The sequence below is a fragment of the Clostridium sp. LS genome, assembly GCF_002760435.1.
Classification (GTDB): domain Bacteria; phylum Bacillota; class Clostridia; order Clostridiales; family Clostridiaceae; genus Clostridium.
In genome coordinates this window covers 24014-37531 of record NZ_AUUU01000075.1, presented here as the reverse complement: position 1 = coordinate 37531, position 13518 = coordinate 24014, and the positions used below count along the sequence as shown (strand labels likewise).

The following is a 13518-nucleotide window of genomic DNA, read 5'->3' as shown; positions in this document are numbered from 1 at the left end:
AAGAAATTACGAAGTAATTTCAACCTTAATCATTAATTATTCACCATTCATTATTCTGACTAATAAAACGTGGCACAGCCACTTTTGTTCTTAACATAAATTTTTGTTATCTGCGTTAGCTTAGCTTAAATGATGATTTTAATGGTACTATTCTGTTAAATACTAGCTTATCCTTAGTTGTATATTTAGTGTCCACGTTAAAGAAACCATTTCTAACTATTTGGAATTTGTCGTGGGGTTTTGCATCCTTAAATGCAGTTGGTTCAATAAAGCCTTGTAATATTTCTAATGAATTTGGATTTATTTGTTCTAGGAAGTGCTTTCCTTCATTTTCTTCTTCATCATCTAATATTAGAGGTTCGTATAATCTAAATTCAGCAGGAAGGCAAGTTTTTGCATCTACCCAGTGGATAGTTCCTTTAACTTTTCTACCTGTGAAACCAGAACCACTCTTAGTTTCAGGGTCATAAGTACAGTGAATCTCTGTAACGTTGCCATTTTCATCTTTAATTACATCTGTACACTTAACAAAGTATGCTCCCTTTAATCTAACTTCATTTCCAGGAAACAATCTAAAGTACTTCTTAGGTGGTTCTTCCATAAAGTCTTCTCTTTCAATATATAATTCTCTAGAGAAGGGCACAAGTCTTGTACCTTGAGATTCATCCTTGGCATTATTTTCTATAGAAAGCATCTCACATTCACTTTCAGGATAATTAGTTATTATAAGTTTTAAAGGGTTTAATACAGCCATAGCTAGAGGTGCCTTTAGTTGCAAATCTTCTCTTATAAAGTAATCTAACATTTGTGAATCAACAATTGAATTAGCTTTAGCAACCCCAATTGCGTTACAGAAATTTCTTAATGCTTCAGGAGTACAGCCTTTTCTACGGAGTCCGCAAATAGTAGGCATTCTTGGATCATCCCAGCCGTCAACAACTTTTTCATCAACTAATTGTTTAAGCTTTCTTTTACTCATAACTGTATTAGTCATGTTTAACCTTGCAAATTCAATTTGTCTTGGAGTAGAGTCCATTTCACATTCTTCTACTACCCAGTCATAAAGTGGTCTGTGATCTTCGAATTCTAAAGTACAGATAGAGTGAGTAATATGTTCGATAGCGTCTTCTAATGGATGAGCAAAGTCATACATAGGATAGATACACCATTTATCACCTGTATTGTGGTGAGTAGAGTGAGATATTCTATATATAATAGGATCTCTCATATTAATATTAGGTGAAGCCATATCGATTTTAGCTCTAAGAACTTTTTCCCCATCAGCAAATTCACCATTTTTCATTCTTTCAAATAAATCCAAGTTTTCTTCGATAGATCTATTTCTATAAGGACTTTCCTTACCTGGTTCAGTTAATGTACCTCTATATTCTTTAGCTTCTTCAGGTGATAAATCACAAACATAAGCCTTACCTTTTTTTATTAATAAAACAGCTCTATTGTACATTTCATTAAAATAATCAGATGCAAAGAAAAGATCATCCCAGTTTCCACCAAGCCATTTCACATCTTCTTTAATTGATTCAACATATTCGGTGTCTTCTTTAACTGGATTTGTATCATCAAACCTTAAATGAGTTTTTCCTTTAAATTCATCAGCTAAACCAAAATTTAAAAGAATAGATTTAGCATGACCTATATGTAAGTAACCGTTAGGTTCAGGAGGAAAACGAGTAACTATTTCTTTATGTTTTCCACTCTCTAAATCTTCAACAACTATGTTTCTTATAAAATTAGAAGAATTAATTTCATTTGACATTATTTTACCTCACTTATAACTGTATTTAAATTAAGAAAAGAATACATTATATAAAAATAGTATTCTCCTTTAGCAATATTGTTATTTTTACTTAATAATAATTTTAATCTAATATAGAAAAAAAATAAAGATAAAATTATTCATTCACCTAAAGCTGTAAATAGGAGGCGGATTAAATAACCTTAATTTAACATGCCAGTAATGATAATCCAATATTTGCATGCTAACATTATATAAATATTAATTCTTTGTTAGGATAACTTATCTATTCTTAGAAGAAGTATACTTTTATAAATCTTCGTAACTTTAGGAAATGAATTTTATAAAATGCAATACTTGCAAAGGAGGCATAATTGTGTTAATGAACAACTTAAGGGTTAAGAAAAAGGTTTTCTTATTATCAGCTATAATGATTCTTTTGATGGCTTTTATAGGAGGAGTTGGATATTACTATATATCAATAGAAAACGACAAAGTAACATCCTTGTATGAAGAAAAATTGTTACCAGTAGTCTGGCTTAATGATAATAGAACTCATGCAAAAGCTATTGAAGCCGATGTATATTACATAATATTGAATGCTAAAGATGAGGCAGAGCAAAGAATTAAGTATAACGATATTAAAGATAGGGAAAAATTATATAATGATAACTGGGAAAAATATAAAGAAAGTGATCTTGATACATATGAGAGTGATACAGTTCCAGTTATTGAAAATGACTTAAAAGCATATACAGAAATAAGAGATGAATGTATAAAGTTAGCTATGCAGGGAAAACAAAAGGAAGCATTAGAAAAATATAGTACTTGCATCAGGAAAGCAAATGATTTTCAAAATAATCTAAAGGAACTAACAAAATATAATACTGAGAAAGCAGATGAAATAAATGCTCAAAACATTATAGATTCCCATCATTCAATAACAATTTTTGTAATATTAGGACTATCCTCTATTACTATAGCAATAGCATTGTCAATTATTATTTCAAGATCAATTACTACGCCACTACATAAAGCAATAGAGTATATTAATGTCTTGGCTGAAAGAGATTTTACCGGAGTTATTTCTGAAAATGATTTAAGAAGAAAAGATGAAATAGGTGATCTTGTAAACTCAATATTAATAATGAAGAAAGACATAAGTACATTAATAGAAGAAATAATGAAAAAATCAATGGATATGAATGCATCTAGTCAAGAGCTTTCATCAACTGTAGAAGAATTAACAGCAATAGCAGAGCATATAAATACTGCAATAAAAAGTATATCAAATGATGTGCAGGAAACAGGGGCGTCAGCAGAGGAAATAAGTGCATCTATTCAAGGAGTAGATTCTAATATTAATATTTTATCAAGCAAAGCAATAGAAGGAAGTAACAATGCTAATGAATCTAAGGGGAGGGCATTAGAGGTTCAAAGAAAAGGTGAAGCCTCAGTAGAAGAAGCAAGAAAATTATACAAAGAAAAGAAGGAAAAAAGTTTAAAGGCCATTAAGGATGGACAAGTTGTCGAAAATATAAAAGTAATGGCAGATACAATTGCAGGTATATCAGAACAAACAAATTTACTTGCATTAAATGCAGCGATTGAAGCGGCAAGGGCTGGTGAACAAGGAAAAGGCTTTGCAATAGTAGCAGACGAAGTAAGAAAATTAGCTGAACAATCATCTCAGGGAGTAAATGATATACACAATACCATTGTAAAAGTACAGGCTGCATTCAAAAATCTTTCAGATAATAGCAAAGACATATTAAATTTCATAAAAGATACAGTTGACCCTCAATTTGAGTCAATGAAAGAAATGGGTAATCAGTATCATAGCGATGCAGACTTTGTAACTAATATGTCTATAGAGATAGCTTCTATGTCTGAAGAACTTACAAAAACAATAACTCAAGTAAGTGAAGCAATACAAAGTACAGCGGGGGTAGCACAAAAATCAGCTGAAAATGCTGAAACAATACAAGAAAGCATTAGTGAAACAACAAAAGCTATAGAGGAAGTTGCTCAAACGGCGCAGCATCAAGCGGAACTGGCAGAAAAACTTAATGAAATGGTACATAAATTTAAAATTTAAAATAATAAATAAAAGGGCAGTAAGATGAAATATGACATGCAGTTAACCATTCTTTAACATTAATGTATTGTTCTAGAGTTGTATTTGTGATATTATTAAATAATGATTATTCTATAAAATTAATTATTTGATATAAGCGATATAATTATGATTTAATTTTGTTTACATTATATAAGATATGCACAACAAAAAGGAGGAATAATACAGATGAACAACATGAAGGTTAAAAGGAAGATTTTTTTATTCTCAACAGTAATGATTTTATTGCTCATTTTTATAGGAGGAAGCGGGTATTTCTATACACTGAAAGCGAGTAACACTGCGACGGAAATGTATAATCAAAATTTACTATCAGTTGAATGGTTAAATGATAATAGAGCTCAAGCTAGAGCTATAGAAGCAGATATGTATTATATAATTTTAAATACTAATGACACTGAAGAGCAAAAGAGAAAACTAAATGATATTGATACAAGGGTAAAAACATATGATGAGAATTGGAAAAAATATAAAGAAACCAAACTTGATCAATATGAATTAGATACAAGTTCAATTGTTGAAGCTGATCTAGCAGAATATAGGACAGCGAGAGCCGCCAGCATAAAGTTAGCAATGGATGGTAAACCAGAGGAAGCATTAGCAAAATATAAGGCATCTCTTAGTAAGGCAGATGAATTTCAAAATAAATTAATTGAGCTTGCCAAATATAATACTAAGGAAGCTGAAGATATGAATTCTCAAAACATAGTTAATCTTAAGAATTCTGTTAATATGTTTATAGTCTTAGTTATATTATCGATAATTATAGCTACTATTTTAGCTGCAATCATTTCAAAAACAATTGCTAATCCGCTAAATTCAATTGTTGATTATATTAAGATTTTAGCTAAGCACGATTTTACTGGAAATATACCAGAGAAGGTTTTAAAGCGTAAAGATGAAATAGGTGAATTGGCAAATTCATTATCTTTAATGCAAAAGGATATACGTTTGTTAATAAAGGAAATAATGGAAAAATCCTTGGATATGAATGCAGCAAGTCAAGAACTTTCTGCTACAGCAGAAGAACTAACATTAACTGCAGAAAACATAAATGCATCCATAAATGATATTACAAATGATGTACAAGAAACAAGTGCGTCAGCAGAAGAAATAAGTGCATCGGTTCAAGAAGTAGATTCTAGTGTTAACATATTATCAAATAGAGCAATGGAAGGAAGCAACAATGCTAATGAATCAAAAGAGAGAGCATTGGAGGTTCAAAGAAAAGGTAAATCGTCTGTAGAAGAAGTGCGAAAATTATATGAAGAAAAGAAGGAAAAAGGATTAAAAGCAATAAAGGATGGACAAGTTGTTGAGACTATTAAAGTAATGGCAGATACAATTGCAGAGATATCTGAACAAACAAATTTGCTTGCCCTTAATGCAGCAATTGAAGCGGCAAGAGCAGGAGAACAAGGAAAGGGCTTTGCAGTAGTAGCAGAAGAAGTAAGGAGTTTAGCGGAACAATCATCGGAAGCAGTCACTAATATAAAAGATACAATTGCAAAAGTACAGACAGCATTTAAAAACCTATCTGATAATAGTAAAGACGTGTTGGACTTTATAAAGGATACTGTAGATCCACAATTTGAGTCAATGAAAGAAATGGGTAATCAGTATCATAATGATGCAGAGTTTGTAACTAATATGTCAGAAGAGATAGCTTCCATGTCAGAAGAACTTACAGCTACAATAAATCAAGTAAGTGAAGCAATACAAAATACTGCTGTAACTGCGCAAAAATCCTCTGAAAATGCTGAAACAATAAAAGAAAGTATTAATGAAACAACAAAGGCTATTGGAGAAGTTGCGAAAACTGCACAACATCAAGCGGAGCTAGCAGAAAAGCTTAATGAAATGGTGCATAAATTTATAATTTAAAATAAAGGTACATTTAAAAAAATAAAGAAGGAAGTCCACAGATAAAAAGTGTGGGTCCCTTCTTTTTCACCTGATGGAGATTTTTTTTATTATGTGAATTTTGTTAAAAATATTTTCAACACATTTTGGTTATTGAAATTTTGATTTTTTTAATTTTATATAACAGTAAATTGAAGAGGTAGTAAGTGCTAATACGGCTTTAACCATAAGGTCGGTAATTGTATCCTGCAGGCTTCCATTTGTCATATCTGTTTTTAAAAAATAATCACCTAGAAACTCGAAAATTTCCCATAAGGTTCCTAAAGTAATAGCAAAGCAAAAAGCTAAAATTCCAGAAAATATAATGAAGCGCTTTTTAGTTACTCCTTTCTCATTTGTAATAATTCCTTGTATTAAATGTAGTATAGTAATAACTGCATAGCATCCAAAACTTCCGTGAAGAAATAAATCCCACCATGAAAATTTAGTATAAAATTGAAGAAATTCACCAAAATACTGTGCAAGAAGAATAAATATTAAGGAGACTATTTGAAAGCTTGAAGGCAATAATAAGTTTTTTTTGTTGGCAATATATGTAATTGTAAAAGGAATAAGAATGCAGATAACAACAAGTAATAATAAGTACAAGTCATTCCATTGCTTAGATATAATCTTAAAAATAAGGGTACTTATGGCTATTATCTGAAACAATATTGCAAGTCCAATGGCTAGTTTGCTATTTTTATTTTTCATTAAATCTACTCCTTTTTTAGAATACTAAAGAAAAGTATAATTATAGCTTATCCTATTTATATGAAAATATAGTACATAAGACGATTTTTTAATTAATACTCTAATTATCAAAAAATTTACATAGAAAACAGAACAAAATAAATGTGGAATATAAAAGCGCATTCTATCATAATATGTTTTAGATAAATTTGTAATTGACAATTTGTTTTTTGAATAAATTTATTAAGAAATAGAAGTTAACTTACTACCTTTAGGTAAACGTTGTAAAATTGACTATATATAACCAAACAATTATAATATAATCATAGTAACAATGTATTTTTACGAGTATTATTTTTTAGAGAGTTATAGTTAATTAAATTTATGCTATAAAGGCATATTGTTCTTAATTTTTATTAATAATAAGTTTGACGGTATAAAACAAGGAGGAGTTATGGAAGACACGGAAAATTTTATTGAAGTAAATGGCGATTTTAAGATGAGAAAATTAGCAGAAAATGATTTAGAACAATTTAATGGACTTTTACGATATGCTTTTCAAATAACAATGGAAGATTTACTTCATACTGGGTGGACAGAAGAGCAAATTATGCATGCAAAAATGCCTATTCTTAAAAACGCTTATGTTCTTGGTTGGTTCTACCATGATAAACTAGCTTCAATGATAGTAGTATACTCTATGCAGGTAAATATTCATGATAATATATGTAAAATGGGGGGAGTTACTGGAGTTGCTACCTATCCTGAATATACAGGAAAAGGGTTAATTCAATCGCTAATTAAGCAGGCTATTATGCATATGTATAAAGAAGGACAATCTATCTCTTTTTTATATCCTTATTCAATTCCTCTTTATAGAAAACACGGATGGGAAATAATTTCAGATAAGATTACATTCACAATAAAGGATTCTCAGCTACCTAAAAAGAGGCCAGTAGAAGGAATGATGGAGCGTGTGGAATTGGAATGTGAAGATCTTTTAAACGTACATGACTATTTTTCAATGCAGCGTCATGGTGCAATGATTCGTGATAAACTAGCTTGGGACGAATATTGGCGTTGGGATAGCGATGATATTATTGCAGCGATTTATTATAGTAAAAACCATAAGCCTCTTGGTTATCTGATTTATTATATTAGAAATGATACTTTTTACATTAAAGAAATGGTTTATTTAAATACTGAAGCGCATCATGGGATTTGGAATTATATAAGTGCACATTATTCCATGGTAAATGAGGTGAAAGGTAATAATTACTCTGGGGAACCCATGGCTTTTCTATTTGAAGATAGTGAGATAGTTGAGACTATAGAACCTTATTTCATGGCAAGAATTATAAATGTACAAGATTTTATTTTAAAGTATCCTTTTTTAGTTAAATTACAGAAATTAAAACTAAATTTTAAAATTAGTGATCCTTTAGCAAAGTGGAATAATGGAGTTTTCAGTATTTACTGGAAAAGTGGAGAAACATTTTGTGAGAAAACTGATGATACTCACGCAGCTAACTTAGTTGAAATGGATATTCAGACGTTAACAACTATGCTTATGGGATATAAGCGGCCTACATTTTTATATGAGTGTGGAAGAATTCAGACTGAATATTATATGTTAAAAATTTTAGAACAGTTAATACCTGTTGAAAAGCCTTATTTCTCAGATTATTTTTAGTTGATGTTTAAAATCAATAGTTAAGGGATACAATATTTAGCTTAATATTGTATCCCTTAAAGACGTTTATATAATAATTAAACTAGTTGCATAATAAAAAAATTTGATTATATGCATGAATGTTGATATTATCAATTCATACATAAACTAATGAGGAGGCCTAAAATGATTCAATATATTATAGTATGCCCGCTGGTTTTTCTTGCTGGCTTTGTAGATGCCATTGCAGGAGGGGGTGGACTCATATCACTTCCGGCATTTATATTTGCAGGTATACCTGTTCATTTTGCTATTGGAACAAACAAAATGAGCGCCAGTATGGGAACAGTTATATCAACATACCGATATGCAAAAAAGGGGTACATAAAATTAAAATTGGCAGCTTGTAGTGCAATTTGTGCTTTGATAGGATCACCAATTGGAGCTATGATTTCATTAAAAATTGATGATTTATATTTTAAAATTTTAATGCTAGCAATTCTGCCGGTTATTGCATTCTATGTTTTGCGAAAACGTAATCTTAATGAGAACGAGAATGTAGAAACATTAATAAATTATAAAACTTATATAATATGTATTTTGATTGCATTTCTTATAGGGATTTATGATGGTTTTTATGGTCCAGGAACAGGGACATTTTTAATATTGATGCTTACAGGTATTGCCAATTTACGTTTAAATGCTGCTGCAGGAATAACGAAAGCTATTAATTTATCATCAAATATAGCGGGACTCATAACATTTATAATAAACGGGAAAGTGTATTTGATGTTAGGATTGATTGCAGGCTTATTTAGTATAGCTGGAAATTACATAGGTTCTGGCTATTTTACTAAAAGCGGAGTAAAAATAGTACGTCCAATAATTATAATTGTGCTTACAGTTTTCTTTGTCAAAATACTATTTGAGATATTATAGATATAATTTCTATTAAATGAATTATTTATACGTGAAAGTTTGTATGTACCCTCAAATGTTATAGGATTATAAACACAAGTGAACTAAGATTATTAAATAAACGTAGAAATTTTATGGAATAATATTGGCGTTACAATAAATAGAGAGGCTTTTGAATATTATAATAGTGATTAAATGTTTTCAAGGATGTGATTATGTAGGCTATTATTAGAATTTTTTAAAAGAATCGGAGGTTATATTATGAAATCTGCATTACTCATAATTGATATGCAGAAAATATTTAAAGATTTGAAATATGAAGAATTCGAAAGACTCCTTATACCCAACATATCAAAGGCATTAAACATAGCAAGAAATAAAAATGTGCCAATTATTTATGTAAGAACTTTGTATAGAAGAAATAAAAGCAACTGGCCAAGAGTAAGATTACATCAAGAGAGAATGTGGTGTGAAGAGGGAAGTTGGGAAAGTGAATTTGTTGATGAATTGCTGCCGTTAAAAGAGGATCTTATTATAAACAAGTGTAGATTTACTGCTTTTTATAATACAAATCTTGAAAGTTACTTATATGAAAACAAAATTGAACATATATACTTAGCAGGATACGCAACAGATGTTTGTATTAGATTTACAGCAGTAGATGCATATAACAGGGATATTTTAGTCAGTGTATTAAAAGATTGCGTACTTTCGGAAAGTGAGAACAATGGACAAGCTATAGAATATTTAAGGCTTTTTATTAAAAGTACTATTTTGAGTCTTGAAGAATTGGAAAAAGACATTTCAGAAGTAGAAGAAAGATGATGGATTTTTTTTACTTTGTGTAAATAATTATATTTATTAATGATGTTAAAAAACTTCGTTAATTACATCCTATTAATGTTTATCAACAATAAGAAAGAATTAATAACGTTAATCTAAATTAAATAATAATATAATAATATTGAATTTATTCAATATTATTCAAAATGTGATATAATATTCATGATGTGGAATTAAAGTTATAATTTCTTGTTTTTTTGATATAAAGATTTTAAATAATATATGTTTAGTATTTGAGAAAGTGACGTTATTAGCATTTTTACATTTTAAATATCTAAATGTTTCATAAAAACTTTGATTATAATGATAAATTGATTAGGGGTAGGGTGTAATATGAGTAGAAGGATTAGAACTAGAATTAAAAGAATATTTATTCTGTTTTTAATGATTTCAATGTTTTTTATTCCAGTTTCAGCTCAATCAGAGATAAGCATTGATAATATTGACAGTAATAAAATTGATGAATTTATTAATACAAAAATGAAAAGCGAAAAAATACCTGGATGTTCACTTGCAGTTGTAAAAGATGATAGAATAATTTACTTAAAAGGTTATGGTATAGATGGAAAAAATAAACCTGTAACAGAGGAAACTCCATTTATTTTGGGTTCAATAAGTAAATCGTTTACTGGACTAGCAGTAATGCAGCTAGTTGATGAAGGTAAAATTGATTTAGATGCGCCAGTTCAAAAATATTTACCATGGTTTAATTTAGCAGATAGTGAATTATCAAAACAGATTACAATAAAACATCTTTTAAGTCAAACAAGTGGATTTTCAGTATATGATGGGCGTAAAGCTTTGCAGAGTGATAATACTAATATTGAACAATTTGTTCGCAATCAACAATATTTAAAATTAAGCAAATTTCCAGGAGAAATGTTTCAATACTCAAACTCCAACTATATTATTCTTGGTGCAGTAATACAAGCTGTTTCAGGGATATCGTATGAACAATATATACAAGAAAATATATTTAAACCACTTGAGATGAAGCATAGTTATACAAATAAAAATGATGGGTTGAAAAATGGACTTACTAATGGATATAACTCCTGTTTTGGTTTTATGTTACCAATTAATAAGCCAGAACATGAGGCTTCAGTACCAGCTGGATATTTGATTTCATGTTCTGAAGATATGTCTCATTATTTGATGGCAGAAATGAATAGTGGTGAGTATAAAAATAATTCTATTATCTCTAGGGAAGGCATGTCGAATACTCATAGTAATTTAGGCAATTCTAATGTGCCATATGGAGCTGGCTGGTTTATTTCTAACTCATATATCAATCATTTTGGAGATACAGAAAATTTTCACACAGATGTAAGAATATACACAAATGAAAATTTAGGAATAGCAATGCTTTTTAATTCAAATGATACTATTTCTGCGACCTTATCAAATGGTGAAGCTTATGCAGATATTCCAAGTGGAGTTATAGATATATTGCATGGAAAAGAGCCTTCAGTTGAAAAAAGCACGTTTGATACTTCATTTATTCGTACAGTAATTAATGCAGCTGGAGTGATAATTATATTATTGCTTTTTATGGTGCTAGTTAGAGCTTTTAAATGGAAGAATAAATTAAAACTCAGCAAATTAAATATATTAATATTAGTTATATTTAATTTATTAATACCGTTATTAATTGCTTTTTTTGTACCAGATATCTTTGCTAGTAGCCTTCAAACGCCAATAAGAACATTTATACTATTTGTACCAGATTTTGGTGTGTTGATAGTTTTAATACCTATAGTGCTATTTGTAGCAGGTATTATAAAATTAACATTTTTTGTACCTTATTTAAGGTATAGAAAACAGGTTAAAGAAATCCAGATTTAATATCGAATTTGTTAAAAGTTACCATAAAGGTAACTTTTGGTATTTCTATTGACTCTGACGTCGCGTCGTACTTTATACTTTCATTAAGGAAAAGGGGGGAAATGAAGGTATGGAACTGAAGACAATAAGTGAAGTTTCAAGAATATTTGGAATTTCTACTAGAACTCTACGTTACTATGAGCAAATAGGTCTTGTGGTAAGTACTAGAAAAGATGGATATGCATATAGAGTTTATGATGAAAATTCCATTTTATGCTTACAACAAATAATTATTTTAAGAAAGCTTCGTATACCATTAAAGGAAATTAATGAGATCCTTAGTGGGAATGAGGCTGCTCTTGCAATTAAAGTTTTTAAGAAAAATGTAATTGAAATTACAGAAGAAGTAAATGCATTATCTACAATCAAAGAAATATTAGATAGTCTTATAAATAAGTTGCAAAAGCAAGGTAAACTTAATTTATTGAGTGATGATTCCATAGCTGATATTATTGACTCCTTATCCTTACAAAAAACAAAGTTGAAGGAGGAAAAGTCGATGGAAGATTTAAATAAGGCAACAGAAAGTCTGTCATTATTAAAAAATGTTAGGATTATTCATTTGCCTCCATGTACAATTGCAGCAAGTCACTGTATTGGAGAAAACCCTGAAGATAATGCTGGGAAGCAGCTTAAGAATTTTATACAAGAAAGCAAATTGTATAAAATAAAACCGGATGCGCGTGTCTTTGGGTTCAATCATCCAAACCCATCGCCGGAAAAATCAATATACGGATATGAACTATGGGTAACAATTCAGGAAGATATGGAAGTACCTAAGCCGCTTAAGAAAAAGCATTTTAATGGAGGGCTATATGCAGCTCATACAATTGTTTTTCCGAATTTTCATGAGTGGCAATTACTACAAAATTGGGTTACAGTTGAAAATGAAAAATATGAATCTAACAGTGCTGAAGATAATGGTGAATTTATGTGTGGATTACTTGAAGAACATATTAATTATGTTTATAATGCAAGTTTTAATTGGCAAGAAACTGATGAACTTCAGCTCGATTTATTGTATCCAATAAAATTGAAGGGAAATAAATAAGAGAATTTTTAAAGATATTTGAATAATTGGCTGATCACAAAATTGTGGTCAGCTAAAATTATTTATATGAAGTTATTAAATTTAATAATTCTCCACAAAGAAATATAATATAGTTATAAAAACTGTGTTGACAAAGATTAAAAATTAATTTAGACTAATAATAGTTAGAAATCTAACAAGTTGATAGGAGTATATAAATATGGATAATGAAATACATATAGGCAAAAAAATAAGTATACTATCAAAGAGAATTCATAGAACAATAAGCAAAGAGGCTGTACAATACGGTTTAACAGATGTTCAAGCCAAAATACTTGCTTTTATACGATTTAATTCTGATAAAAGAGATATATTCCAAAGAGATATAGAAGAAGAATTTGCAATTAGACGTTCTTCAGTAACCAGTGTACTTCAATTAATGGAAAAGAATGGCTTGGTTAAAAGAGTAAGTGTTTCTGAAGATGCAAGACTTAAAAAGATAGTCCTTACCGAAAAAGGCTTAGAGATCCAAAGAAATGTATATGAGTTTATTCTAAAATTCGAAAAATCCTTAAGAGACGAATTAAGTGAAGATGAATTTAATATATTAGTTGCTTTAATTGATAGATTAAGTAAAAAAATTGCTGATTAATGCAATTTTTTTTAAAATAGTTGTTAGAAAC

Annotated in this window: 10 protein-coding genes; 8 read left to right on the top strand and 2 right to left on the bottom strand. The window is 29.5% G+C overall.

From position 1 onward, the window contains the following. Window positions 1–115: 115 nt before the first annotated feature. On the bottom strand, window positions 116–1777 hold the full coding sequence (locus COL3_RS17520) for a glutamine--tRNA ligase/YqeY domain fusion protein (RefSeq protein ID WP_008419562.1): 1662 nt from the start codon (window positions 1775–1777) through the stop codon (window positions 116–118). A gap of 361 nt (window positions 1778–2138) precedes the next feature. On the opposite strand from COL3_RS17520, the gene COL3_RS17515 reads away from it, so the two are divergent. Further along, a complete protein-coding gene (locus COL3_RS17515) occupies window positions 2139–3854 on the top strand; it encodes a methyl-accepting chemotaxis protein (protein WP_035282496.1) in 1716 nt (571 codons plus the stop codon). Between the two features lie 207 nt (window positions 3855–4061). Next, window positions 4062–5777 carry a methyl-accepting chemotaxis protein gene (locus tag COL3_RS17510; protein ID WP_008419566.1) on the top strand — a complete coding sequence of 572 codons (1716 nt, stop codon included), beginning with the start codon at window positions 4062–4064 and terminating at the stop codon, window positions 5775–5777. 129 nt (window positions 5778–5906) lie between these two features. Here COL3_RS17510 and COL3_RS17505 read toward each other — a convergent pair whose 3' ends face one another. Then, window positions 5907–6509, bottom strand: coding sequence for a hypothetical protein (locus COL3_RS17505; protein ID WP_008419568.1), 603 nt, complete (start codon window positions 6507–6509; stop codon window positions 5907–5909). 433 nt (window positions 6510–6942) lie between these two features. Between COL3_RS17505 and COL3_RS17500 the strand changes: the two genes are divergently transcribed. From COL3_RS17500 to COL3_RS17475, 6 genes are all read left to right on the top strand, one after another. Beyond that, entirely contained in the window at window positions 6943–8181 is a 1239-nt protein-coding gene (locus tag COL3_RS17500) for a GNAT family N-acetyltransferase (RefSeq protein WP_008419569.1), read from the top strand. Window positions 8182–8346: 165 nt separating this feature from the next. Next, complete coding sequence (locus tag COL3_RS17495; protein WP_008419571.1) at window positions 8347–9099, top strand: TSUP family transporter; 753 nt, start codon at window positions 8347–8349, stop codon at window positions 9097–9099. A gap of 240 nt (window positions 9100–9339) precedes the next feature. After that, window positions 9340–9903, top strand: a complete 564-nt coding sequence (locus COL3_RS17490) for an isochorismatase family cysteine hydrolase (RefSeq protein ID WP_008419573.1) — start codon at window positions 9340–9342, stop codon at window positions 9901–9903. Window positions 9904–10254: 351 nt separating this feature from the next. Further along, a complete protein-coding gene (locus COL3_RS17485; protein ID WP_008419575.1) occupies window positions 10255–11766 on the top strand; it encodes a serine hydrolase domain-containing protein in 1512 nt (503 codons plus the stop codon). 109 nt (window positions 11767–11875) lie between these two features. Further along, the gene (locus COL3_RS17480) at window positions 11876–12856 is read left to right on the top strand and encodes an effector binding domain-containing protein (RefSeq protein WP_008419578.1); all 981 of its coding nucleotides are present in this window, start codon (window positions 11876–11878) and stop codon (window positions 12854–12856) included. Window positions 12857–13055: 199 nt separating this feature from the next. After that, on the top strand, window positions 13056–13487 hold the full coding sequence (locus COL3_RS17475; protein ID WP_008419580.1) for a MarR family winged helix-turn-helix transcriptional regulator: 432 nt from the start codon (window positions 13056–13058) through the stop codon (window positions 13485–13487). Window positions 13488–13518 lie beyond the last annotated feature (31 nt).

What these genes read in the sequence shown, in the direction of transcription:
- COL3_RS17485 (WP_008419575.1), top strand. Translation starts at nt 10,255, where the DNA reads ATGAGTAGAAGGATTAGAACTAGAATTAAAAGAATATTTATTCTGTTT.
- COL3_RS17515 (WP_035282496.1), top strand. Translation starts at nt 2,139, where the DNA reads ATGAACAACTTAAGGGTTAAGAAAAAGGTTTTCTTATTATCAGCTATA.
- COL3_RS17490 (WP_008419573.1), top strand. Translation starts at nt 9,340, where the DNA reads ATGAAATCTGCATTACTCATAATTGATATGCAGAAAATATTTAAAGAT.
- COL3_RS17500 (WP_008419569.1), top strand. Translation starts at nt 6,943, where the DNA reads ATGGAAGACACGGAAAATTTTATTGAAGTAAATGGCGATTTTAAGATG.
- COL3_RS17480 (WP_008419578.1), top strand. Translation starts at nt 11,876, where the DNA reads ATGGAACTGAAGACAATAAGTGAAGTTTCAAGAATATTTGGAATTTCT.
- COL3_RS17520 (WP_008419562.1), bottom strand. Translation starts at nt 1,777, where the DNA reads ATGTCAAATGAAATTAATTCTTCTAATTTTATAAGAAACATAGTTGTT.
- COL3_RS17475 (WP_008419580.1), top strand. Translation starts at nt 13,056, where the DNA reads ATGGATAATGAAATACATATAGGCAAAAAAATAAGTATACTATCAAAG.
- COL3_RS17495 (WP_008419571.1), top strand. Translation starts at nt 8,347, where the DNA reads ATGATTCAATATATTATAGTATGCCCGCTGGTTTTTCTTGCTGGCTTT.
- COL3_RS17505 (WP_008419568.1), bottom strand. Translation starts at nt 6,509, where the DNA reads ATGAAAAATAAAAATAGCAAACTAGCCATTGGACTTGCAATATTGTTT.
- COL3_RS17510 (WP_008419566.1), top strand. Translation starts at nt 4,062, where the DNA reads ATGAACAACATGAAGGTTAAAAGGAAGATTTTTTTATTCTCAACAGTA.